Origin of the sequence: Chitinophaga cymbidii (assembly GCF_007992715.1) — a bacterium.
In the GTDB taxonomy this organism is placed as follows: domain Bacteria; phylum Bacteroidota; class Bacteroidia; order Chitinophagales; family Chitinophagaceae; genus Chitinophaga; species Chitinophaga cymbidii.
This window is the reverse complement of record NZ_BKAU01000001.1, coordinates 1,505,554-1,530,364: the sequence shown is the minus strand read 5'-3', so window position 1 is coordinate 1,530,364 and position 24,811 is coordinate 1,505,554. Positions and strand designations below refer to the sequence as shown.

Below are 24,811 nucleotides of genomic sequence, written 5' to 3'. Positions count from 1 at the left end.
AAACAATTGTATATGAGTCTGAATGTTACTCCTAAGAGTGTCTTGCGCGCTTTTATTATGCTGATCGTTGCCCTGCTACCCGCAGGACCCGCCGCGGAAGCATTTGCCGCAAGCCATATGCAGTATTGGTGGTACCCCGGCGAGCATACCGAAGCCCCCGCCGCCGCTGATTGGTACGGACAATCACCACTGCTGACAAAGAAAACGCTTGTAACGTACACGGCCACACGCAGTTTCTTTGCTGCGGGGCCTATTTTCAGTACCGGCACAAGCCATACCAACATCATCCCCCTTTGTCTCGGCTGCGCCGTAGACACGGCCGGCGCCTCCCATGACGGGAATATCGCCACCGCGGCCCGTGTGAGGATCGGCCTTGGCGTGCTCGGCAGGGCAGGCCAGCGCATCGTTTTCCCCGGTACATATGAAGCCGGCGACAGCATTGTGCTGGACTTTGAAGTGCCCGGCGCCGCGCTCAGCCTTGAAGTGCTGGGCGGCATACGGGTGCAGACCTTCAATGGCTCCGCGCCGGCTGCCGTTACTTCCGTCAACCTCAACAGCCAGCTCGTCCGCCTTCAGCTGCTCGGCCTCGGCGGATCTACAAAGAGAAGGGCCATCATTCCCGCAACCGGCACATTCGACCGGGTGGAGATCACTTTTGACGCTTCACTCAACCTGCTGAGCGGACTGAACATATATGAAGTAACCGCGGTAGTGCCGGTTACTGTAACTCCTTCCGCCAATCCCGTTATTTCTCCCGCAGGAAGCGCGGCCTCCCTCACCGCTTCGCACCGCCTGGGCGCCACTACCTATAACTGGTACGATGCGCCATCAGGCGGCAACCTGCTTGGCAGCAGCAGCACCTTTACCACGCCCGTGCTGAACCGCGGCGTGCATCAATACTGGGTGGAAGCCACCACGCCTGACGGCAAGACCAGCTTTATCCGCACTGCGGTGAACGTAGACGTGGGCGGCGGTCCCGGCCCCTTGTGGACGTATGGTGACCAGCAGGAAAGCCCGCTGATCAACGGCGTATGCGTAGGCTGCACCGTTACCGATCCGGAAAACGCTGTGGACGCCAACCCCAATACCGCTTCCCAGCTGAATACACTGGTGGGCGCACTCGGCGGCGTTTCCCAGCTGATCCATTTCCCCGGGACCTATGAGGCGGGCGACAGCATCGCGGTGGACCTGGAGCTTCCCGATCAGTTGATCGGCGCACAGTTGCTTGGCGGCATTACCCTGCAATCCTATAATGGCAATACGCCCAATGGTGACCCGATTGCGCTCGACAGCTCGCTCGTGCGGCTGGAATTGCTGGGCGTCAGCACAGGGAACACCGGCAGATTTCGTGTAACCATTCCTGTTAACAGTACGTTCGACGGTGTAAGCATCGGCACTTCCGCCGTGCTTGCCGGTCTGTCAGGACTCCGCATATACGAAGCAGCCGCATTCATGCCTGTAACGGTTACTCCTCCCGCATCCACCGTACCTTCCGGCGGCACTGCCACCATGGAAGCCAGCGTCAGGGCTCCCGGCGCTACCTTCACCTGGTACGATGCGCCCATCGGCGGCACCCCGCTGGCTACGACCGCCGGCTTTACAACGCCTCCCATGACCCGGAGCAAAACATATTACGCGGAAGCCGCCACGCCAGACGGATTGACGAGCTTCCACCGCACTGCGGCGAAAGTGACCGTAAGCGGCGGCCCCGGCCCCTTGTGGACGTATGGCGACCAACAACAAAGTCCGGTCATCGGCGGCATCTGCGTCGGCTGCCTGGTGCAGAATCCTGAACTGGCCGTTGATGCGGACACAACCACCGCTTCACAGGCTATCATGACCGTCGGTGCCCTCGGCTCCGTTGGGCAACTCGTTAAATTCCCCGGCACTTACCAGGCCGGAGACAGCATATCCTTTGTGCTCGGCGTTCCCAATCAGTTGTTAAGCGCGCAGCTGCTCTCCGGTATCAGGGTGCAGACCTATAACGGCGCAACGCCCAATGGCGACGCCATTACGCTTGACAATGACCTGATCAACCTGCAGGCGCTGGGCCTGGATGTGACAGGCACCGTCGGCAAATTCCGTGTAACCATCCCCGTTAACAGCACGTTCGATGGTGCGCAGGTAGACCTGACAGGCGTTGTGGCCGGCCTTTCCAGCCTGAACATCTACGAAGCCGCGGCATTCATCCCCGTTACCGTAACGCCGGAAGATGTCAGCGTACCCTTCGGCAGCGATACCACGCTGACGGCCTCCATACGCCTGCCCGATGCCACCTTCAACTGGTACGACGCCCCCACCGGCGGCAACCTCCTCCATACCGGCCCCACATTCAATACCCCCGTTCTTGTACAGGACCAGGTTTATTATGTGGAAGCCGCCACACCGGACGGCCTCACGAGCTATGTTCGTACAGCCGTTGAAGTGAATGTAACAGTTGGGCCCGGCAGCCCGGACCTTTCCTGCGGCAGGGCCGTAACACAAAGCGGACAGGCATTCGGCCTCTGTTTGCTTTGCGCGATAGCCGATTCTTCACTGGCCGTGGATGACAATCCGCAAACCGCATCGCGGCTGCATGTTCCGGTAGGCTTGCTGGGCGCCGGCGTAATGCAGCGCCTCGCATTCGGACAGGAAAGCTCGGCGGGAGACAGCCTGCGCATCGTGGTAGGATCTACCACCGGCCTGCTGGACCTCAGCCTGCTGTCAAACGTAACCATCCGCCCGCGCAATAATGGTGTGGAGAATACAGCGGACGTAAGGGCGCTCAACAGCGGCCTGCTGAACCTGCAGCTGCTGAACGGCGGCTCCCGCGCGGTGATTTCCTATGTGCCTTCACAGGTATTTGATGAAGCCGAGATCAGGATCGCCGGTGTGGCTACTGCCGTGACGCAGATCAATGTATACTACGCGCAGCAGATCACCCCGATGGCCGGCGTAGCGGCAGACACCGTAAATGTCTGTAGCGGGCAGGATGCAACGCTCACCGCCACAAGCCCTGCCGGCGCTACCTTCCGCTGGTATGACGCACCCTCCGGCGGCAACCTGCTGTTCACCGGCTCCGCATTCGTACTGGATTCGGTAACCGCCAATGCTACCTATTATGTGGAAGCCGCATCCGCCACTACCACCTGCGCCAGCGAAGTGCGCAAACCGGTATTCGTAAAAGTAGGGCTCGCCAGCATCTCGCTCACCGCCACCTCCGTGACGATCCCGCAGGGCGGCACCGCCACCTTTAATGTGAATACGCCGGACACGGCACTGACATACAGATGGTATACGGCGCCGACAGGCGGCACGCTCGTCTTCACCGGACCGAGCTTCACCACCCCGCCGCTGAACGCCACCACTACCTATTACGTGGAAGCATCCACCAGCACCGGCTGCGCCACTCCGCAAAGAGTTGCCGCCGTGGCGAACGTTGTGATCACCGATCCCGATGCGCCCTGCGACATCGCCACCACACAGATCAGCAACGCCAACGGGCTTTGCATAGGCTGTTATGTGGACAACCAGGGTTCCGCAGTGGACGGCAGCACAGAAACATTCTCTTCCCTGCACGCCATCCTTGGCCTGCTCGGCGGATATGTACAGCAAACGCTCATCTTCCCCTCTCCCAGTGACGCAGGCGACAGCATCCGGCTGGGTCTGTCCTTCCCCGCATCACTGGCCGATGTTGCATTGCTCGGAAGCGTAGAGATCGCTACCTATAACGGTACTACTTATAACAATGACCGCACGGCGCTGAATGCCGCATTGCTCCATCTGCAGCTCCTGCCGGGCAACCAGCAGGCGCTGGTGACCTTTGCGCCTTCAGCAGTGTTTGACAGGGTGGAAGTTCGCCTGAACTCCGGCCTTGCACAGGCGCTGAATGCTGTGAACATCAATTATGCACAGCGCCTGATACCTGCGCCTGTAGTGCAGCCGGATACTGTAAGTACCTGCATCGGCGGTACAGCTGCATTATCCGTAACTCCGGCGGCCAATACAACATACCGCTGGTACAGCCAGCCCACCGGCGGCACCTTGCTGTTCACCGGCCCTGAATTTGTATCAGGTCCGCTTACGACAGACACCGCCTTCTATGTGGAAGCTGCCAAGACCAGCACCGGCTGCGCCAATCCGGTAAGGGCCAAAGCGGTGGTGACCATCACTTCCGCACCCGCGGCGCCAACCCTGGAAAGCACCAGCGTAACCACCTGCGGCGGATCTACCGCCACCTTGCGCGCTACGGCCCCCGCCGGCGCAACGTTCCGCTGGTACAGCCAGCAGACGGGCGGTACAGTGCTCTTTACCGGTGCGGAATTCATCACGCCGATGCTCGACAGCTCGGTCGTATATTATGCAGAAACTGTTTCCAGCGGCGGATGCGCCAGCGATACCCGTACAGCCGTTCAGGTTAGTGTATCAGCGCAACCGGGCACACCGGATGTTACGCCGCAGAACGCTACCATCTGCGCAGGAAGTACAGCTACACTCACTGCCGCCTCCGCAACGCCCGGCGTAACATTTAACTGGTATGCCAGCGCTGCGCTGGACAGCATCGTATTTACCGGCCCTTCATTCACAACCCCGGCGCTGACCGCCAGCACCACCTACTATGTAGTAGCAGCGAACGGTCAGTGTATCAGCGCAACCCCAAGAACAGTGACCATCCAGGTAAATGACGTTCCCATTCAGCCGACCGTGACCATCAATCCCGCCGGCGGTACCGTTGAATACGGTCAAACCGCCACATTGACGGCCGCATCAGCTACACCGGGCGCTATTTACCGCTGGTACCTGGATTCAGCAGGGGGTACGCCTGTGTTCACAGGTAATCCTTTTATTACACCCGCATTGGCCAATACCACCCGGTATTATGTGGAAGCGGCCTCCGCTTCCGGTTGCGCCAGCGGAAGAACAGCGGTTACCGTGAATGTGGACCGTGACTTTAACCCCGGCTGCGATTTCGCGAACAGCCAGACTTCCAACGTGAACGGCCTCTGTGTTGGATGTACCGTGAATCTCGGTGACAACGCCGTAGACAACGACACGACCAACTTCGCAACGATCACGCAGGTATTGAGCCTCCTCGGGGCAGACATCACACAAACGCTGAATTTCGGAAGCCCCGCTGCTGCCGGAGATACCGTGAAACTGAGATTGTCCTTCCCCACCGGCCTTGCTGATCTCAGCGTATTAAGCGCTATACAGATCACCTCTTATAATGGCGCAACATCCAATAACGATACCCAAACATTGGATGCCACAGGTCTTCGCCTCGTGGTACTGGGCGGCACCAATCAGCGTGCAGTGCTCTTTGCGCCGGGCGGCATATATGACCGTATAGAGATCAGGGTACGCGGCGGTCTTGCATCCGCACTGGTGAACCTGAATGTGCACTACGCCAACCGCATCCTGTCCTCACCCGTGATCACGCCGGACAACATCAGGATCTGCGCTGGCAGCCAGGCAACGCTGACCGCTGTAGCTTCAGACAGCGCAACCGTAAGATGGTATACTGCCCCAACGGGCGGAACGCCCATCTTCACCGGCAAAGTGTTCACCACACCGGTCCTTACATCGAATACCACTTACTACGCTGAAAGCTTCAGGGCCTCTACCAATTGCGTGAACCCGGTTCGTACGCCGGTGACCGTACAGGTACAGGAAGTGCCGGACCTGCCCGTTGTTCAGAAAGGAGATACTTCCATCTGTACCGGTGGCAGCGCCATCCTGATGGCCCGTGCACTGGATTCCTCGCATTCCATCCGCTGGTTCGGCAGCGCAACAGGCGGTACGCCGCTTTCGCTGGACAGCATCTTTATAACCGGCGCACTCACGGCCACGACCACTTTCTACGCAGAAGCATACAACGGCACCTGCGGCAGTGTAACACGTGTGCCCGTTACCGTTACTGTGGCCGCAGCACCGCCTGATCCGGTACTGGAAGCAAATAATCTGACCGTGTGCAGCGGCACCTCCGCAACATTGCGTGTGACCTCTTCCACAACGGGCATTACCATCCGCTGGTATACCGTGCAGTCAGGCGGCACACCGGTGTTTGAAGGGGCAACCTTTGCCACACCGGCGTTGACAGGCACCACCATTTACTATGTGGAAGCCGTAAATGCAGGCGGCGGCTGTACCAACGGCGGCGGCAGGATTGCGGCCACTGTTACCGTAAACGCCACACCGGCCGTGCCCGTACTGGCGGACAGCATTACCGTTATCTGCAACGGCCAGCCCGCAACACTTTCCGTTCGGAATCCTGTAACAGGAGTTACCTATAATTGGTACGATGCTGCCACCGGCGGTACCTTGCTTTCCAGCGGCGCTACGTTTGCAACGCCTGCATTGACAGACACCGCTACCTACTTTGTAGAAGCAGTAGGCGCCGGCAATTGCGCCAGCAGCAGCCGCGCAACGGCAAGGGTAAGCGTACAAACCGCGCTCAACCCGCCAACTGTTGAATCCGCGAACGTGACCGTCTGCAGCGGCGCTCCGGCTACGCTGCGCGTGCAGAACCCGCTGGGCGGCATTACCTACGAATGGTACGACGCACCGGGCGGCAATAAACTGTTCACCGGTCCCGCTTTCGTAACCGGACCGATAGTGTCCGCTACCAGCTACTATGTGTATGCCGTATCAGCCGGCGGATGCTCCAGCGCAACGCCAACACAGGTGAGCGTACAGGTTTCAGTAGCGCCCGGTCTGCCGGTGATCACCGGTTCCACCACTGCTTGCGCAGGCGATTCCATCAGCCTGTCCATACAAAACCCGCAAACAGGATTAACCTACACCTGGTTCAGCGCACAAAGCGGCGGTACGCAACTGGCGCAGGGCACCAGCTTCAAGCCGGCAGGCGTGACAGCTACTACCACTTATTATGTGGAAGCTTCCAGCGGTACATGCACCAGCACCGGAAGAACCAGTGTAACCGTTACCGTTAACCCGGTTCCGCCGGTGGTAACGGTAGACGCGGCCACGAAGACGATCTGCACCGGCGGCACAGCCACGCTGTCCGTTCAGAGCCCGCAGCCCGGCATCACCTATCGCTGGTACGATGCCGCAACCGGCGGTACGGTGCTTTCTTCTCAACCCGACTTTGTAACGCCGGTATTGACGGCCAATAAAGATTACTATGTAGCAGCCATCAACAGCAGCAACTGCTCCAGCCCCTCACGCACGAAAGTAAGCGTGGTGGTAACAGCAGGACCGGCTGCTCCGGCTGTAGAATCCGCGAACGTAGCGGTTTGTACCGGTGCTCAGGCGACACTGCGCATCCAGAATCCGCAGTCCGGCCTCACGTATGACTGGTACGACGCTCCGGGCGGTAATAAACTGTTCTCCGGCGCTACTTTCAGGACCGGCGCGATCACCACCGCAACAGATTTCTATGTGGTGGCGGTATCCGCGGGCGGATGCTCCAGCGCTACACCAACGAAAGTGAGCGTAACGGTGACCACCCCGCCGGCCCTGCCCGTTGTAACCGGCAGCACCACTGTTTGCGCAGGCAGCGCCATCAGCCTGTCTGTGCAGAACCCGCTGCCAGGCGTTACCTACACCTGGTTCAGCGCACAAACCGGCGGTACGCAGCTGGCACAGGGCACCACCTTCGCGCCCACCGGCGTAACGGCAACGATTACCTATTATGTACAGGCATCCAGCGGTGCATGCACCAGCGCGGGACGTACCAGTGTAACCGTTACCGTTAATCCTGCTCCGGCAGCGCCGGCTGTAGATGCAGCTACGAAGACCATCTGCTCCGGCGGCACAGCTACGCTGTCCGTTCAGAGCCCGCAGCCCGGCATTACCTATCGCTGGTATGACGCGGCCACCGGTGGCACGGTGCTTTCTTCTCAACCCGACTTCGTAACGCCGGCACTGACGGCCAATAAAGACTACTATGTACAGGCCGTGAACGGCAGCAACTGTTCCAGCGCAACACGCACAAAAGTAAGCGTGGTGATCACGGCCGGACCTGCAGTGCCGGTAACGCCGGGCGAAGTGACCGTTTGCCGCGGCAACCGCGCCACCGCCAGCATTCAAAGCCCGAATGCGGGTATTGAATACCGCTGGTACGATGCACCTACAGGCGGTACGCTGCTCTTTACCGGCAGCACATATACCAGCAACCCCGTTAGCGCAAGAGATACGCTGTACGTGGAAAGCGCTGTTCAGGGCGGCAGCTGTATCAGTTCCAGCCGCGCAAGAGTGATCCTCATTCCTGCGGACGCACCGGCTACGCCAGTGCTCATCAACGGCGGCGCGATCACGGTTTGCTCCGGCTCAACAGCCACCTTCACCGTTCAAAACCCCGTGCCGGGTGTTACCTACCGCTGGTACGACGCGCCGGTGAACGGCAACCTGCTGCAGGGCAGCACGTCCGCCAGCTACACAACAGGTACGCTCACTACGAATATCACCGTATACGTGGAAGCTGTAATAGGCAGCGGCTGCGTAAGCGGCACCAGGGCAACAGCCACGGCCACTGTTGGTAATGTGCCGGTAGCGCCGACCGTAACGGCAGACGCACTGCAGGTTTGTAAGGACAGCAGCGCCACACTGCGCGCGACATCCACACAGTCAGGCGTGATATTCAGCTGGTATACTTCTGCAACAGGCGGCGCCTCCATATTCACCGGACCGGTATTTGAAACGCCGGGCATCACCGCCACCACTATCTACTATGTGGCGGCAGGTTATAACGGAGGATGCATGAGCGCGACCCGTACACCGGTGACCATCAGTATCCTTGAACCGCTGGCAGCGCCGAGAGTAACGGAAGCCAGCAGAACAGCTACCTCTGTCACCTTCCAGTGGGATGCGATCCAGGGTGCTATCGGATACAGGGTATCTACTGACGGTGGTACAACGTTCACGCAACCAAGCTCCGGCCTCACGGGCACCACGCATACCGTAACGGGTCTGCAACCGAACCAGACCGTCACCTTACAGGTAATGGCCATCGGTGCAACGCCTTGCGCCAACAGCGCATGGTTCCTCGGCGGTGGCGGTACGGATAACCCGGCGGGCAACACCGTATTCGTTCCGAATGCCTTTACGCCGAATAATGACGGCGTCAACGATGTGCTGTTCGTATACGGTACCACTATCGCGTCTATGGAGCTGCGGATCTTCAACCAGTGGGGTCAGATGGTCTTTGAATCGAAAGACAAAGGCCGTGGATGGGATGGTACGATGAGCGGTACGAAACAACCCATTGGCGTATACACCTACGTACTGAAAGCAGTGCTGCAGGACGGCACCATCGTTCAGAAACGAGGCACCATCACGATTGTCAGGTAACCCGATCAATAGGCAAGCAAATACATTTTAAACAGCCGGAATGAAGGCAACTTCATTCCGGCCAATTCCAAACCGAAAAAAATGTTCCCATGAAGAACAAGTTTATGATAGGCTTGATTTCCCTGTGTTCCATGCTCGCCGGATCAGCGACCGCACAGGTTGACCCGCATTTCTCACAATATTATGCATACCCCCTCTGGCTGAACCCCGCACTGGCCGGGGTGATAGACGGAGATTACCGGCTTACCGGCAATTACCGGAACCAGTGGGCTAATTTTGGAAGCCCGTATTCTACCGCCGGCATTTCCTTTGATGCGCCCACGCAGAAAAACGTAGGGCTCGGCATCACGGCGCTGAACATGTCCGCCGGCGACGCGGGATTCAATTACTTCAATGCTATGGCCACCGTTTCCTACAGTGGCGTGAAAATGGGCGCAAACGGCACCACGCGGCTCGTGGCGGGCATACAGGCCGGTATCATCAACCGGCGGGTAGACCAGTCGAAGTTCCAGCTGGGAAGCCAGTACAATCCCGTGTCCGGATTCGATCCGAATATTCCTTCCGGCGAACAGCTGCGCGCCACTTCTTCCACTGTTTTTGATGCGAATGCCGGTTTGATGCTGTTCGACGGCAATCCGAACCACCGCTTCAATCCTTTTATCGGCGTGGCGGGAGCGCACCTGACACAACCGGATGACCCCTTCGTGGCGGAGAACAAGGAATCAAGATCCCTCCCGATCCGCTATCTCGTGCATGGCGGTTCCAGGATCAGGCTGTCAGATATGGTAGGCATCACACCGCACGGGCTGTACATGCGCCAGGGCAATGCGGAAGAGATCGTAGCCGGTGTTTACTCACAGGTGAAAGTGAATACGGAGTTTGATCTGCTGCTCGGCGCGAACTACCGGGTGAACGACGCGGTGTCTCCCTTCGCGGGCTTTCACTACAAGAACGTTACGCTCGGCCTCAGCTATGATGCGAACACTTCCAATCTCAGCAGGCTGACGAACGGAAGCAATGCCTTCGAAATATCCCTGTCATTCATTGGCCGCAAACGGAGGATCATGGAGCCGGAATATTTTATCTGTCCAAGATTATAAGCACCATCAAATGATGAACTTTATGAAAAGATTTACACTCATCCTGCTGTTGGTTTCCATTTGCATGGCCGGTACACTGCATGCACAGCAGTATATATATGATTACAAGCGTACGGCGGATAGTTATTTCGAGAAGAAAGACTATTACTCCGCGGCGCAGTATTACAGCAAGGCGCTGGGCACTTTCACCATCAAACCGGGAGAATATAAGCCCTACCTGCTGGATAAATCCGGCAAAAACAAGAAGCAGAAAAAGCTGAAGGATTATGAACAGGTGGTGTACCGCCTGGCGGAATCCTACCGCATGTACAACGATTTTGCCAACGCGGAAAAGTGGTATGCGGAAGCCGTAAACTTTGATCCTGTGCAATTCCCGCTGGTGCGTTACTGGTACGGCGTATGCCTTCGTGCGGCGTCCAAATATGAAGATGCGCTCACGCAGTTCCAGTTGTTCCGGCAGTCTTACAAAGGGTATGACGACTACAGTACGCGCACGGCCATCGAGATCGCCAACTGCGAGTTTGCGATCAGGGAAATGGCATTGCCGCCGAAGTATGAAGTGATCAGGGTAGCGGGCGACATCAACCAGGGCGGCGCCAACTACGCGCCGGTGCCCGTTAGCAATAACACCGTTTATTTTACCTCCTCCCGCCCGGATTCCACATTGATCGAAAAGAAAGACAATCCTTTCGTTAACACCCTGTATGTGGCGACAGGCGGCGATAACAGTTTTGAAGCCAATGAGAAGCTGTCCGTTCCCATGGAAGAAGGCATGGAACAGGGCGTGGCAGCGCTTGCGCCGGATGGCAATACGCTGTACCTCACAAGATGGACCGTGAAGAACGGGGCAAAGCATTCCGCGATCTACCGCAGCGTGCGGCAGGGCAATGAATGGAGCGCCCCCCAACCCCTGGACGCCAACGTGAACGTTGCAGGCTACAGCTCCAAGGAACCGTTCATTTCCCCGGACGGAAAATATTTCCTCTTTTCCTCCAACCGCCCCGGCGGCATGGGCAAGTTCGACCTATGGTATTGCACGATCAACAGCAGCGGAGGATTAAGCAACGCCGCCAACTTCGGCACCGCCATCAATACAAAAGACCAGGAGAACGCACCCTTTTTCGATCCCGCGAAAGAAGTGCTGGTGTTCAGCACAGACGGGCGTACGGGTTTCGGTGGACTGGATTTTTTTTCCAGCAAAGGCAACTTCGGCAGCTGGTCCACACCCGAGAACATGGGATACCCGCTGAACTCCGCGAAGGACGACCTCTACTTCGCATCCATCTTCCCGAAAAATGCATTACAGAAAGGATACATCAGCTCCGACCGCGAATCCGTTTGCTGCCTGGAGATCTTTGCCGTGAAACGCAAGGTGAAAATGGCGGGCGGCATGGTGCTGGACTGCGAAACCGGTCAGCCGCTGGAAGGCGCAAAGATCACGTTGCTGGACAGCACGCAGCGGAACATACTGGAAAAGCAGACCACCGGCGTAGCGGGCAACTATATGTTTGAAGTGGAAATGAACAGGAAATACAAAGTGCTGATCGAAAAGGAAAATTATTTCTCGAAGAATTTCAATTTCGATTCTGAGCAGTTGAGCATGGTGGATTCCATGATGAATCCCTCCGTTTGCCTCAAACGTTTCGAGATCGACAAACCGATCGTGATCAACGATATCTTCTACGATTACAATAAGGCAAGCCTGCGGCCGGAATCAAAACTGATACTGGACAGCCTGTACTACCTGTTGCTGGACAATCCGAAAATGGAAATAGAGCTGGGTGCGCATACGGACAGCAAAGGCACGGATGCCTACAATCTGAAGCTCTCGGACGCGCGCGCGAAAGCCTGTGTGGACTACCTCATCGGCAAAGGCATTCAGCAAAACAGGGTGATCAGCAAAGGTTATGGAGAAGCAAGGCCCGTGGCGCCGAACACATTGCCCAACGGAAAGGACAATCCTGAAGGGCGGCAGCTCAACCGGCGAACAGAGTTCAAAGTGTTGCGCAATTAACATGTTAACGCAGTAAGATGTTCAACAGGGAATTCCTTCCCACCATGAACCATATCCTATCATATACAAGCAATGGCCGGATTTTATCCGGCTATTGTCTTTTATGAAGGTATGGGCAAAAAAAGGGCTGCATCGTATCCGACACAGCCCTCGTCTCCATCTATCAACTAAAATTGTACGTAACTGATTATTGTGCGCTGCCGATGTTGCCGATCGCCACAACACTGTCTTTCTCCGGCGTTACGCCCTTGTCAACAAAAGCAACACGCGCAAATGCGCGGTACTTCAGCACGCTGTCGTAATTCCATTTCTTCGTGTCTTCACCGATGGTGATCTCTTTCACATTTTCCCATCTGGCCTCAACCGGTGCGCCGGTGGTTGCGCTTTTGACCGACTTTACAAGATGGAAGGTATCCAGTACGGTAGTGTCTTTGTTACCATTGAACAACACAAAATGGTAGGTCGTGTCTTTTGTTGATTTGTCGATACGGATCGTCATGGTGAAGGTGCTGTCAGTCAGTTCCTGCAGCGTTACCTTGCCGCCGCCGGTTCCTGTAGATACGGTCAGCGGATACTCCTTGGAGCGTTTTTGCGGCGTAGGATCATCGTCATCAGAGCAGGACGCCAGCGTAATTCCGAACACGGCAGTAACCAACAGACTCCATCCGAGAGTCCGGTTTTTTAGGATAAGCATGATTTCCGTTTTTTAAGCTTTGGTTCAATAATTAGGTTAAGTGTGTAGTCCCATTTGCGGGACATAGGTAAAACGGAGCTGGAATTAAAATGTTACAAAGCGCGCATCCTTTTTTTATCCGGCCCGCCGGAATGCAGTATGGTGGCTTGTTTCTTTGATGAAAAACAGCTGTTGCAAGCAGGTGGATGAATTACATTCATCATTTAACAGTGCGGGATCAACCTGCTTTGTAAAATTCCGCATGGCCGGTTTAACAATTCAATTACCTTTGTAATCCTCAATTTTTACGCATATGAAATTCTAACACCGCCGGCATAGCGCCGGCCACCTCATCCTCCACTATCCGGCGCCCGGCGGCGCCTTCAAAATTCATTTATTACCATTTCAATTCGTCAACATGCGAAGTATGACGCGCGCAGCTACGCGCACGCAGCAATGGCTGCGCCTGATAAAGGAAGCTATAAAAGGAGAAGAAAAAGTATATACGGCCGGCAGCATAAACCGTGCGCTGGTGTTGCTCGCCATTCCCATGATCCTGGAGATGTCTATGGAATCACTGTTTGCGTTGGTGGATGCTTATTTCGTAGGCGGACTGGGAAAAGCTGCCGTGGCTACGGTAGGATTGACGGAATCTGTACTGAGCCTGATCTACGCGGTAGCTATCGGCATCAGCATGGCGGCTACGGCCATTGTGGCCCGGCGTATCGGGGAGAAGGACCCCGAGGGCGCGGCGCACGCAGCGGTGCAGGCGGTGTACCTGGCCATGGGATTTTCCGCGGTGGTCAGCATTCTCGGCGTAATATTTTCGAGAGAGATACTTGCGTTGATGGGAGCCGACGCCGTCATGATAGAAAACGGACACGTATATACGAAAATTGCTTTGGGCAGTAACCTGGTGGTGGTGCTCCTGTTTTTGATCAACGGGATCTTCCGTGGCGCGGGAGAGGCCAGCATTGCCATGCGCAGCCTTGTGCTGGCGAATGTGCTCAACATCATCCTCTGTCCTGTATTTATTTATGGTGCCGGCATGGGGCTGGAAGGCGCGGCCATTGCCACATTGATCGGCCGCGGTGCGGGTGTTTGCTACCAGTTGTATCACCTCTTCGGCGGCAACAAGCTGATACAGATCACGTGGCGGCATTTGCGGCCGGACTGGCAGACGATCCTTCGTATGATCAAACTCGCTTCCGGCGGTACTTTACAATTCCTGATCGGCTCCGCCAGCTGGATATTCCTGATCCGTATCATCTCGCAGTTCGGGGAAGACGCGCTGGCCGGTTACACCTTTGCCATCCGCGTGATCGTTTTCGCGATCCTGCCGGCCTGGGGCCTGGCGAACGCCGCGGCTACGCTGGTGGGGCAGAACCTCGGGGCCAACGAGCCGGAAAGAGCGGAGAAGAGCGTCTGGAAGGCCGCTTATATGAACATGTTCTTCCTCGGCGGGATCTCTGTATTGTTCATGATATTTGCGCCGCAGATACTGCGCATCTTCTCGCATGATGCCGCGGTGCTGGCTTATGGCATTGAAGGTTTGCGGCTGATCAGCATAGGATATATATTTTATGCCTTCGGTATGGTGATGGCGCAATCTTTCAACGGCGCCGGCGATACCAGAACGCCCACGTTCATCAACCTCTTTGGTTTCTGGATGCTGCAAATCCCCCTGGCCTGGCTGCTGGCGATCGTTTTCAAATGGGGGCCCACAGGGGTTTTCTGGGCTATCGTGATAGCAGAGTCCGCCATTGCGGTGACAGCGGTGGTGATATTCAGAAAAGGGAAATGGAAGAAGGTGAAGGTTTGATGGTGCGCCCTGATCTGCGGCCAGGCAGAATGGACAGATGGATTTAAAGGTATCCCGGTAATTGGTAATTGATTACATTTGCTGCGTTTTTCAACCTTTAAATCAATCCATTACATGTCTCTTACCGTAGTTGGTACCATGGCTTTCGATGATATTGAAACGCCTTTTGGTAAATCGGATAAAATCGTTGGCGGCTCCGCATCCTTTATTGCATGGGCAGCTTCCAATTTCGTACAGCCTGTGAACCAGGTATCTGTGATCGGCGGGGATTTCCCGCAGGACGAGCTGGCCGCGCTTACCGGCAGGGGCGTTGCCATGGAAGGCGTACAGGTGAAGAAAGATGAAAAATCCTTTTACTGGGCGGGAAAATATCACCTGGATATGAACTCCCGTGATACCCTCGTTACGGAACTGAATGTGCTGGCCGATTTTCAGCCGGTGATCCCGGACAGCTACCAGGGCAGCGAGTTCCTCATCCTGGGGAACCTCACGCCGCAGGTACAGATGAGCGTGATCAGCCAGCTGAATCCCCGTCCCAAGCTCATTGTGATGGACACCATGAACTTCTGGATGGACGTTGCGCTGGAAGACCTGTTGAAGACGCTGAAGATGGTGGATGTACTGCTGGTGAACGACAGCGAGGCGCGCCAGCTGACCGGAGAATATTCACTGGTAAAAGCGGCGAAGAAGATCCTCACCATGGGCCCCCGCTACCTGATCATCAAGAAAGGCGAGCACGGCGCGCTGCTGTTCCATGAGAACCATGTGTTCTTCGCGCCCGCCCTTCCGCTGGAAGAAGTGTTCGATCCCACCGGCGCCGGCGATACCTTTGCGGGCGGCTTCATAGGCCATCTCGCCAAAACAAAGGATATTTCCTTCGAGAACATGAAAACCGCCATCATCGTAGGTTCCGCCATGGCTTCCTTCTGCGTGGAGAAATTCGGGGCGCAACGCCTGCGGGAGATCACCCGGGAAGACATCACCACCAGGCTGGAACAGTTCGTGCAGCTGGTGAACTTTGATATCGACCTGGTATAAACGAACGCCGCATAAATATCAGGGGCTCAAAAATAATTTTATCCGATCTCTATTCGGATACATGATGGAGAGAATTTTCGTTTACACGATTCTCATGCCCATCGGATTATTTTTGAGCCCCTGATTTTTTCGGAGGGCCTGATATTGTCAACCCTGCCATCGCTTTACCGGAACAGTTCATTCAACACCTTCGCCAGCCGGAGCCCTCCTTTCGTGAGCTGCGCGTTCAGATCGTCCACGAAAAGAAAATTATACCGGTAGCTCAGCTTGTCACCGGGCCTGGTGCGGTCGTATATCTTGTCAGACAGTACATGCGATTCCCACATCCAGTCCTGCACGCTGCCCGCCTGTAAAGCGCCGCGTTTCTCTTTTGTCACCATCCGGTTCAGCAGGCCCGCGTATTCCGTATAGCTGTACTGCTGGAAATCGATGAGGTGCTCGTCCCACACCCGGTGCAGGTTGGTGGGCCTTTCAAACCAGTTAACGGATATCTTGTTGCCCCCCATGTCCTCATCGCGCCCCACGTGCAGCGGCATGTGCATGTCGCCGATCATGTGCACCAGGAAGCTCAGGGCGAATCTTTTTCGGGCATCGGGTGTGGAGGGGTCTTTCAGCTCCTGGATCATTGCGAGCGTCTGGCTGTAGAGGTTTTCGCCTTTTGCGGCGGCCAGCAGCCGGTCGTATTCCCCGCGGGTGCAGTGACCCGGGAAATCCAGGTAGTGCCAGGTGGAAGTATGATTATAGATGCCGGTGGTATCCGATTTGATGAAGTCCGGCCAGTTGGCGATCATAGCCAGCGTTTCGGGTCCGATAATGGCGCGGATGGCTTTTTGCGCTTTGGGGCTGAGGTGCATGGACGCGATCTCGGCAATGACACGGTGCCCGATCACGCCCCAGGCGCTGGCGGACAAACTGCCTGCCATCATTGCCACCACCATCAATCCTTTTAACAGGTGCTTTCTCATGTAAAAATGTATTTTCCGGTTTAGATGTCCGAATTTCGCCTTTCCCTTTCAAAATCCGAAATTTGTATACCCGTAATAAACCCGATAGCGTATGCCCTTTAAGTTACATGCACCATATCAGCCCGCCGGCGACCAGCCGGAAGCCATCCGCCAGCTTACAGAAGGTCTGCAGGACGGAGAAAAATACCAGACCCTGCTTGGCGTGACCGGCTCGGGCAAAACCTTCACCGTAGCCAATGTGATCCAGAATACGCAGAAGCCAACGCTGGTGCTGACGCATAATAAAACCCTCGTGGCCCAGCTCTACGGCGAATTCAAACAGTTCTTCCCCGAAAACGCCGTGGAGTATTTCGTGAGCTATTACGACTACTATCAGCCCGAGGCTTACATGCCCGTCAGCGATACTTATATTGAAAAAGACCTGGCGATCAACGAGGAGCTGGACAAGCTCCGCCTCCGCGCCACGTCCAACCTGCTTTCCGGGCGGCGGGATATTATCGTGGTAGCCAGCGTGTCCTGCATCTACGGTATGGGCAACCCCACCGATTTCGAGAACGGGATCATCCGCCTTCACAAGGGGCTGACGATTGGGCGGAACACCCTGCTGCACGGGCTCGTGAATGCGCTGTATACGCGCACCACCGGGGATTTCAACCGTGGCAACTTCCGGGTGCAGGGAGATACGGTGGATATAAACCTGCCGTATGTGGACTACGGCTACCGCATCACTTTCTTCGGGGATGAAATTGAGGAGATCGAAAGCTTTGATGTCAATAACGGTAAACGTATAGGCGTGCTGGATACCGCCGCCATTTTTCCGGCGAACCTTTACCTGGCGCCGAAAGACATGATGACGCAGATCCTTTTCGAGATACAGGACGAGCTGGCCGCACAGGTGGAGTATTTCAAGGCGAACGGCAAGCTGATCGAAGCGCAGCGCCTGTCCGAGCGCGTCAATTATGATATAGAGATGATCCGCGAGCTGGGATATTGCAGCGGCATCGAGAACTACTCGCGGTTCCTGGACCGCCGCCGGCCCGGAACACGGCCATTCTGCCTGCTGGATTACTTTCCGAAAGATTTTCTGCTGGTGATCGATGAAAGCCACGTGACCATCCCGCAGGTCAGCGGCATGTACGGCGGGGACCGCTCCCGCAAGCTCACGCTGGTGGACTTCGGGTTCCGGCTGCCTTCTGCGCTGGATAACCGTCCCCTTAACTTTCACGAATTCGAGAACCTGCTGAACCAGACCATCTTTGTAAGTGCCACCCCCGGCGAATTTGAGCTGCAGCAGACAGAAGGCATCGTAACGGAGCAGATCGTGCGGCCCACCGGCCTGCTGGACCCGCCGATAGAAGTGCGGCCCAGCAAAAACCAGGTGGACGACCTGCTGGACGAGATCGACAAGCGCGTATTGAAAGGCGACCGCGTACTGGTGACAACGCTCACCAAGCGGATGGCCGAGGAAATGGACAAATACCTGCACCGTATCAACATCAAGTCCCGCTACATCCACTCCGAAGTGGATACGCTGGAGCGGGTGGAGATACTGCGGGACCTCCGCCTTGGTAATATAGATGTACTGGTGGGGGTGAACCTGCTGCGGGAAGGGCTTGATCTGCCGGAAGTATCGCTGGTGGCCATCCTGGACGCGGACAAAGAAGGCTTCCTGCGGGATGAGCGGTCCCTGACACAGACGGCGGGGCGCGCGGCGAGGAACGTGGACGGGCTGGTGATATTCTATGCGGACAAGATCACCGACAGCATGCAGCGCACCATCGATGAAACCGACCGCCGCCGCGAGAAGCAGCGGAAACACAATGAGCTGCACGGCATTACGCCAATGACTGTACGAAAATCAAAGGAGCAGATCATGGGGCAGACATCCGTGCTGGAGATCCGCCACTTCGACGATTCATCACCCTACGCCGTGCATGATGAAATGGCTGTGGTAGCGGAAGACGCGGTCGTTTACAACCAGGATACGATCAGGAGCATTCCGCAGATGGAAAAGTCCATTGCACGGGTCAGAAAGGAAATGGAAAAAGCTGCAAAAGACCTCGATTTTATGGAAGCCGCCCGTTTACGCGATCAGATGTTCACGATGCAGCAGGATTTGGAAAATTTGAAGCGCAAATAAATAAAGTTTGAATAGAATTATTTCTAATATGAATGGTGTGATTGTGCTGTTTTGAATGAAATAAGTCATTTGAAATTAATGTTTAAATCCTTGACAGATAAATATCTGCAAGGATTTTTTCGTTTTTACAGTGCAACCTGTGCCGGCAAAAATTAGAATTTCGTAATTTTCTGTCCTCTCTCTATTAAGTTCTTATTTATCAATGTTTTAAACCGAAATTTAACCTTCCCTTAACATTGTTGTTGCCCCAAAAACAATATTAATATTTTGATTAATCATTATATGATTGCTTTCTCCGCCCCATATTCTGCCGTTTTTTCGAAGTTTTCCATTTTTCGGGCCTTCTATTTGAATTTTTAAAGTACCTGCCTACTTTTATTTCGAATTTTAAAATGAAACGCTATGAAGAAAACTTCATTTCAGGATTATCTGCCATTTATTTTTTTGACTGCACTGGCAGTAATTGGCTTATTTGTTCCGACCGTACCAACTTTTAGTGATGCAAGTAAGTACAATGCGGCAGATGTTGCCTGGGTTCTGGTGGCAGCATGTCTCGTTTTCTTGATGACCCCCGGCCTTTCCTTTTTCTACGGAGGCATGGTAAACAAAAAGAACGTGATCTCCACCATGATGCAGAGCTTTATTGCAACAGGCCTCATCAGCATCGTTTGGGTGGTGGTAGGCTTCAGCCTCGCATTTGGTGATTCCAAAGGCGGGTTGATCGGCGACCCCTCCACTTATTTCTTCTTTAACGGAGTAGGTTCCGGCGAACCCTGGGGTACGATTCCCTTGTTGCTGTTCGCACTGTTCCAGCTGAAGTTCGCCGTGATCACGCCCGCCCTGGTGGTAGGCGCCGTGGCGGAACGCATCCGTTTCACTTCCTATGTACTGTTCATGGTGCTCTTCAGCCTGCTGGTATATGCGCCGATCGCGCACTGGACGTGGCATGCAGACGGCATCCTCTTCAAGCTCGGTGTACTGGACTTTGCCGGTGGCACCGTAGTGCATATCTCCGCCGGTTGCGCCGCTCTCGCGGGCGCTCTCGTGCTGAAACGCCGCAAGGCCCACATCGCGAAGCAGGAACTGCAGCCCGCGAATATTCCGTTCGTGCTCATCGGTACCGGCCTCCTCTGGTTCGGCTGGTTCGGCTTCAACGCCGGTTCTTCCCTGGGCGCCAACTCCCTCGCGGTTTCCGCTTTCGCTGCAACCAACACTGCTACCGCCGCCGCCGGTCTTGCCTGGATCTTCTTTGATGTGATCCGCGGAAGAAAACCCTCTATGCTCGGTTTCTGTATCGGCGCCGTAGTAGGTATGGTGGCCATCACCCCCGCCGCCGGTTACGTAGGCGTACCGCAGAGCATGGTGATCGGCTTCATTGCCGCGATCATTTCCAACGTCGTGGTACACTACAAGAACAAATCTTCAGTTGATGACACACTGGACGTATTCCCCTGCCACGGCGTAGGCGGTATGACCGGCATGCTGCTGACAGGCGTATTCGCATCCACCGCCATCAACCCCGCGGCGGCTGACGGATGGGCTTACGGCAACTTCGACCTGTTCTATAAACAACTGCTCGGCCTCCTGCTCGTAGTAGCTTACAGCTTCGTCGTATCATGGGGCATCTTCAAGCTCATCAACCTCATCCACCCGCTCCGCGTAACGGAAGAAGAAGAAGAGCTCGGCCTCGACGTTACCCAGCACAATGAAGTTTACCATCCCAATAATTTCAGTATTAACGGCAGCGGTCACCTGAAAGAGGAAGAAACCGCCATACACGGCTAATACTATTCAGACTGGTTAGAGATTTTTGTTTGATCCCCGGAATTATTGTTCATCATCACGGCGCAGGCCGTCAGCCATGCGGCCAGACGCTGTGATGATGAGCGATCCGGGCGTATCATGCCCCCACTATTCATATTCAGCACCACAACAAGCAGCGGCCTTATCATTTTATTAACCAAAAAATCCCGCATAATGAGAAAAAGTTTATTCGTACTTCTGGCTGTTTTCTTCGCAATGTCCGCCTCGGCTCAAGATTCCACCCGCCTGCTGCCTGTTGGTTTGAAATTGTCCGGATACGCAGACGTTTATTACAAGTATAACCTGAACGAGAACAATACGGATAACAAGACCAGCTTTACCAATTCCCACAACTCCTTTGAGTTGGGCATGGTATCGCTGAAGCTGGAAAGCGCTTACAAAAATGTAGGGTTCGTGGCGGATCTCGGCTTCGGGCAACGTGCGGAAGATTTTTCTTATAACGATGCGAACACCCGCCTCGCTATTAAACAATTGTATGTGAACTATGCACCGACAGAGTGGTTGAAGTTCACAATGGGCAGCTTCGCCACCCACGTGGGTTACGAGCTGGTAGACGCTTATGCCAACAGGAACTACAGCATGTCCTACATGTTCTCCTACGGCCCCTTCTTCCATACCGGCGTGAAAGCGGACTTCTCCTTTGGTGAGCACAGCTTCATGGTAGGCGTGTTCAACCCCACGGACCTGAAGACCGCCAGCTGGACCGGCATCAAGTACATTGGCGCCCAGTATGGATTTTCGCCGGAAAGCGTGCCTTTCAAGTTCTACCTCAACTACATCGGCGGCCGCGATACTTTCCAGACCCGCAACGACCAGTTCGATGCCGTGATCACTTACCAGGTCAGCGAAAAATTCGGCCTCGGCTACAACGGTACGTACAGCATGTACAAGAACGGGATCAACACCAACTGGTTCGGTTCCGCCCTGTACCTGAACTACGATCCGTCTGAAAGCTTCGGGCTCACGCTGCGCGGGGAGTACCTGCAGGATAAAGACAATATCAAACTGTTCACCGATGCCACCGAATTCCCCGAAGGCGGCAATGTGTTCGCGCTAACTTTGTCAGGCAACTACAAGGTCGGCGGATTCACGCTGGTGCCGGAGGTGCGGATGGACCAGGCTTCGCAGAACATCTTCATGAAAAAAGAGGAAACCAGCAAAAAGGTGTCCGCCAACGTACTGCTGGCCGCTATCTATAAATTCTAACCTTAATACTGGCTCATATAAGAAGGTTTAACCAAACCATTATGCTCAGGGGCCGGTTAATATAGCCGGCCCTTTCTTTACAACTCCTGTACACCCGGAAAATTTCTCCGTGGCGTACAGGAGTTTTTGTATCTTTTACCGCCCAAAAGGGGGTAGAATCATATGCTACAACGTTCCACATTGAAGTTTCTGAAGGACCTCAGACAGAATAATAACAAACCCTGGTTCGATGAAAACAAGACCCAATACCAGCAGGCGAAAGCAGATTTCGAAACGCTGGTGCAGCAGATCATAGATGGACTGTCGAGAATGGACCCGGGGCTGGAAGGACTGACGGTAAAGGATTGTGTTTTCCGTATCTATAAAGATGTGAGGTTCTCGAAAGACAAAACGCCTTACAAGGCCAATATGGGCGCTTCCTTTTCAAAAGGAGGAAAGAAGAGCCCGTACGGGGGATTTTATTTTCACCTGGAGCCGGGAGGGAACAACTTTGCCGGCGGCGGCATCTGGATGCCGGACGCGCCCGAGATCAAAAAGATACGGCAGGAGATCGATTATAATTTTTCCGAATTCCAGGGCATTGTGGGGCAGAAGGATTTTATCCGCTACTTCGGCAAGGTGAACGGCGATACGCTGAAAACCGCGCCGCAGGGCTATCATGAAGATAATCCCGCTATCGCCTATATCAAATTAAAAAGCTTTGTAGTCACCCACAGCATGTCTGATGATGCTGTTACGCAACCTACCCTTGTGCGGGACATCCTGCGTACCTACGCGGTGATGCAGCCTTTCGTAAATTTTCTCAACCGCGCGCTGGACGAATAAATTTCTGGAACCTGTGTACTCTGTGTACTAGTTACCGGAGAGGATCTTCCGGCAACTAGTGTCTTTCAATGGTACATACTTCGCAAAACAGTTTCAGTTGTGCAGCAGTAAGCAAAGCTAAATGGTAACGGTAAATCAATTCTTGTGTATCAAAAACTCAAATGGACGTGATTTACGGTTTTTCAAAAGGTTTTCCTTGTCGAGCCTGGTCTGGGCGAAGCGTTGGTTATACACGTTAGCTACTTCGATGATCGGAATAATTCCATCCAGCGTGTCTTTCTGATCTACAATGTTCATGATCCGGGATACCTGTGATGAGAAATTAGTACTCCACTCTTCAGTAAACTTGTGCATTAACAAAAGCTCACGGTTCGTGTTGGTTTTCATAGGATAAAGGGTGTTTAGTTTGATAGTTTATTTGTCATGGAAAAAAACAGATAAAGAATTTATTAGCATAGGATTGTATTACCAAAGTTGAAACTTAAACCCCACATATCAATACTACTTCCGTGTAGTTTTTATCCGATGTATTAACAATTGCAGTAAAATGCAAGCCAGTAGGCACTCTCACAGTTGCGCTAAAGAACAGATGAATTCGTATATCCTTCATCGTGAAATGAAGGGGAAGTGAATTTACAGTAAAATATTTCAAATTCCAAGCATGTCATCCTATAAAACATTGAGAATAAGGGAAGGATAAAACAGGGATGCGATACACAGTTGAAATTTAATATGAGGCAATGAAAGTTGACAGATGATAAATGGCTGAATGACAACTTTATAAGATTTCATAAAAAAAGAATGACGGATGTAAGCACATCCGTCATCCACTGAAAAACAATTTTTTATGAAATCACTATAACCAGTTCTTTTGCTGCAGGTATTCCGCAATCTGCACCGCGTTGGTCGCTGCACCCTTGCGTAAATTGTCCGCCACGATCCAGAGATTTAAAGTGTTAGCCTGTGTTTCATCCCTGCGGATGCGGCCAACGAAAACCTCGTCTTTATCATGCGCGTCCTTCGGCATGGGGTATTGTGCTTTGGCAGGTTCGTCCACCACCACAACGCCGGGCGTTTTGCTTAAAACATCCCGCACTTCGGCCAGGTCAAAGTCATTGGCAAACTCGATGTTCACGCTTTCGCTGTGCCCGCCCATCACGGGAATGCGCACAGTGGTTGCGGTCACCTTTACGTTCTCGTCCCGCAGGATCTTCACGGTTTCCTTTACCATCTTCATTTCCTCTTTTGTATACCCGTTATCCAGGAACACATCTATCTGCGGAATAACGTTCAGGTCGATCTGATGCGCATAGGCTTTTTCACCTTCCACGCCCTTGCGCTCGTTCATCAGCTGGTCCACCGCCTTTACGCCGGTGCCGGTTACAGACTGATAGGTAGATACCACTACGCGCTGGATGCCATATTTTCTATGCAGCGGGTCCAGCACCAGCACCATTTGTATGGTGGAGCAGTTCGGGTTGGCAATGATCTTGTCCTCCGGCGTCAGCGCATCCGCGTTCACTTCGGGCACCACGAGTTTCTTCGAGGGGTCCATGCGCCAGGCGGAAGAGTTGTCGATCACGGTAATACCGGCCGCCGCGAATTTGGGCGCCCACTCCAGGGAAGTGCCGCCGCCCGCGGAAAAGATCGCTACGTTCGGCTTCATGGAAATAGCCGTATCAGCATTCACCACCTTGAACGGCTTGCCCTTAAAGATCACTTCCTTGCCAACAGATTTTTCGGAAGCAACAGGGATCAGTTCCGTTACGGGGAAATTCCTTTCCGCCAATACCTGCAACATTTTGGAGCCTACCAGTCCGGTAGCTCCTACTACGGCTACTTTCATTGTATGTGTAATTATATTGTTTTTATGAGAGGCCAAAATTACTACAGAAAAGCAAGATTTTTCCTAC

Annotated in this window: 13 protein-coding genes; 9 read left to right on the top strand and 4 right to left on the bottom strand. The window is 54.3% G+C overall.

The genetic code is table 11. The annotated features are described in order from the left end of the window. Nucleotides 1-12: 12 nt before the first annotated feature. From CCY01nite_RS06080 to CCY01nite_RS06070, 3 genes are all read left to right on the top strand, one after another. Complete coding sequence (locus CCY01nite_RS06080; RefSeq protein WP_146858773.1) at nt 13-9,291, top strand: Ig-like domain-containing protein; 9,279 nt, start codon at nt 13-15, stop codon at nt 9,289-9,291. Nucleotides 9,292-9,380: 89 nt separating this feature from the next. After that, the gene (locus CCY01nite_RS06075; protein WP_146858771.1) at nt 9,381-10,391 is read left to right on the top strand and encodes a PorP/SprF family type IX secretion system membrane protein; all 1,011 of its coding nucleotides are present in this window, start codon (nt 9,381-9,383) and stop codon (nt 10,389-10,391) included. 22 nt (nt 10,392-10,413) lie between these two features. Continuing rightward, entirely contained in the window at nt 10,414-12,405 is a 1,992-nt protein-coding gene (locus tag CCY01nite_RS06070; protein ID WP_186830925.1) for an OmpA family protein, read from the top strand. Nucleotides 12,406-12,592: 187 nt separating this feature from the next. Here the strand turns inward: CCY01nite_RS06070 and CCY01nite_RS06065 are convergent, their stop codons facing one another. After that, the gene (locus tag CCY01nite_RS06065; RefSeq protein WP_146858767.1) at nt 12,593-13,099 is read right to left on the bottom strand and encodes a hypothetical protein; all 507 of its coding nucleotides are present in this window, start codon (nt 13,097-13,099) and stop codon (nt 12,593-12,595) included. A gap of 397 nt (nt 13,100-13,496) precedes the next feature. On the opposite strand from CCY01nite_RS06065, the gene CCY01nite_RS06060 reads away from it, so the two are divergent. Next, entirely contained in the window at nt 13,497-14,900 is a 1,404-nt protein-coding gene (locus tag CCY01nite_RS06060; protein WP_222614316.1) for an MATE family efflux transporter, read from the top strand. 114 nt (nt 14,901-15,014) lie between these two features. Next, a complete protein-coding gene (locus tag CCY01nite_RS06055; protein ID WP_146858765.1) occupies nt 15,015-15,938 on the top strand; it encodes a PfkB family carbohydrate kinase in 924 nt (307 codons plus the stop codon). Nucleotides 15,939-16,102: 164 nt separating this feature from the next. Here CCY01nite_RS06055 and CCY01nite_RS06050 read toward each other — a convergent pair whose 3' ends face one another. Next, complete coding sequence (locus CCY01nite_RS06050) at nt 16,103-16,903, bottom strand: S1/P1 nuclease (protein WP_146858763.1); 801 nt, start codon at nt 16,901-16,903, stop codon at nt 16,103-16,105. A gap of 91 nt (nt 16,904-16,994) precedes the next feature. Between CCY01nite_RS06050 and uvrB the strand changes: the two genes are divergently transcribed. The 4 genes from uvrB (at nt 16,995) to CCY01nite_RS06030 (ending at nt 22,898) form a co-directional block, all read left to right on the top strand. Continuing rightward, a complete protein-coding gene (uvrB, locus tag CCY01nite_RS06045) occupies nt 16,995-19,043 on the top strand; it encodes an excinuclease ABC subunit UvrB (RefSeq protein WP_146858761.1) in 2,049 nt (682 codons plus the stop codon). Between the two features lie 402 nt (nt 19,044-19,445). Next, nucleotides 19,446-20,828: an ammonium transporter gene (locus CCY01nite_RS06040; RefSeq protein WP_146858759.1), complete on the top strand. Its 1,383-nt coding sequence runs from the start codon at nt 19,446-19,448 to the stop codon at nt 20,826-20,828. Nucleotides 20,829-21,020: 192 nt separating this feature from the next. Continuing rightward, on the top strand, nt 21,021-22,073 hold the full coding sequence (locus CCY01nite_RS06035) for a porin (protein ID WP_146858757.1): 1,053 nt from the start codon (nt 21,021-21,023) through the stop codon (nt 22,071-22,073). Between the two features lie 162 nt (nt 22,074-22,235). Further along, nucleotides 22,236-22,898, top strand: coding sequence for a DUF2461 domain-containing protein (locus CCY01nite_RS06030; RefSeq protein ID WP_146858755.1), 663 nt, complete (start codon nt 22,236-22,238; stop codon nt 22,896-22,898). Nucleotides 22,899-23,033: 135 nt separating this feature from the next. Here CCY01nite_RS06030 and CCY01nite_RS06025 read toward each other — a convergent pair whose 3' ends face one another. Then, nucleotides 23,034-23,285, bottom strand: a complete 252-nt coding sequence (locus CCY01nite_RS06025) for a hypothetical protein (RefSeq protein ID WP_146858753.1) — start codon at nt 23,283-23,285, stop codon at nt 23,034-23,036. A gap of 469 nt (nt 23,286-23,754) precedes the next feature. Continuing rightward, entirely contained in the window at nt 23,755-24,744 is a 990-nt protein-coding gene (locus tag CCY01nite_RS06020; RefSeq protein ID WP_146858751.1) for an aspartate-semialdehyde dehydrogenase, read from the bottom strand. Between the last annotated feature and the right edge of the window lie 67 nt (nt 24,745-24,811).

Bases quoted from the DNA above. Each gene is read 5' to 3' on its own strand.
- CCY01nite_RS06080 (WP_146858773.1), top strand. From the start codon at position 13: ATGAGTCTGAATGTTACTCCTAAGAGTGTCTTGCGCGCTTTTATTATG.
- CCY01nite_RS06075 (WP_146858771.1), top strand. From the start codon at position 9,381: ATGAAGAACAAGTTTATGATAGGCTTGATTTCCCTGTGTTCCATGCTC.
- CCY01nite_RS06070 (WP_186830925.1), top strand. From the start codon at position 10,414: ATGAAAAGATTTACACTCATCCTGCTGTTGGTTTCCATTTGCATGGCC.
- CCY01nite_RS06065 (WP_146858767.1), bottom strand. From the start codon at position 13,099: ATGCTTATCCTAAAAAACCGGACTCTCGGATGGAGTCTGTTGGTTACT.
- CCY01nite_RS06060 (WP_222614316.1), top strand. From the start codon at position 13,497: ATGCGAAGTATGACGCGCGCAGCTACGCGCACGCAGCAATGGCTGCGC.
- CCY01nite_RS06055 (WP_146858765.1), top strand. From the start codon at position 15,015: ATGTCTCTTACCGTAGTTGGTACCATGGCTTTCGATGATATTGAAACG.
- CCY01nite_RS06050 (WP_146858763.1), bottom strand. From the start codon at position 16,903: ATGAGAAAGCACCTGTTAAAAGGATTGATGGTGGTGGCAATGATGGCA.
- uvrB (WP_146858761.1), top strand. From the start codon at position 16,995: ATGCCCTTTAAGTTACATGCACCATATCAGCCCGCCGGCGACCAGCCG.
- CCY01nite_RS06040 (WP_146858759.1), top strand. From the start codon at position 19,446: ATGAAGAAAACTTCATTTCAGGATTATCTGCCATTTATTTTTTTGACT.
- CCY01nite_RS06035 (WP_146858757.1), top strand. From the start codon at position 21,021: ATGAGAAAAAGTTTATTCGTACTTCTGGCTGTTTTCTTCGCAATGTCC.
- CCY01nite_RS06030 (WP_146858755.1), top strand. From the start codon at position 22,236: ATGCTACAACGTTCCACATTGAAGTTTCTGAAGGACCTCAGACAGAAT.
- CCY01nite_RS06025 (WP_146858753.1), bottom strand. From the start codon at position 23,285: ATGAAAACCAACACGAACCGTGAGCTTTTGTTAATGCACAAGTTTACT.
- CCY01nite_RS06020 (WP_146858751.1), bottom strand. From the start codon at position 24,744: ATGAAAGTAGCCGTAGTAGGAGCTACCGGACTGGTAGGCTCCAAAATG.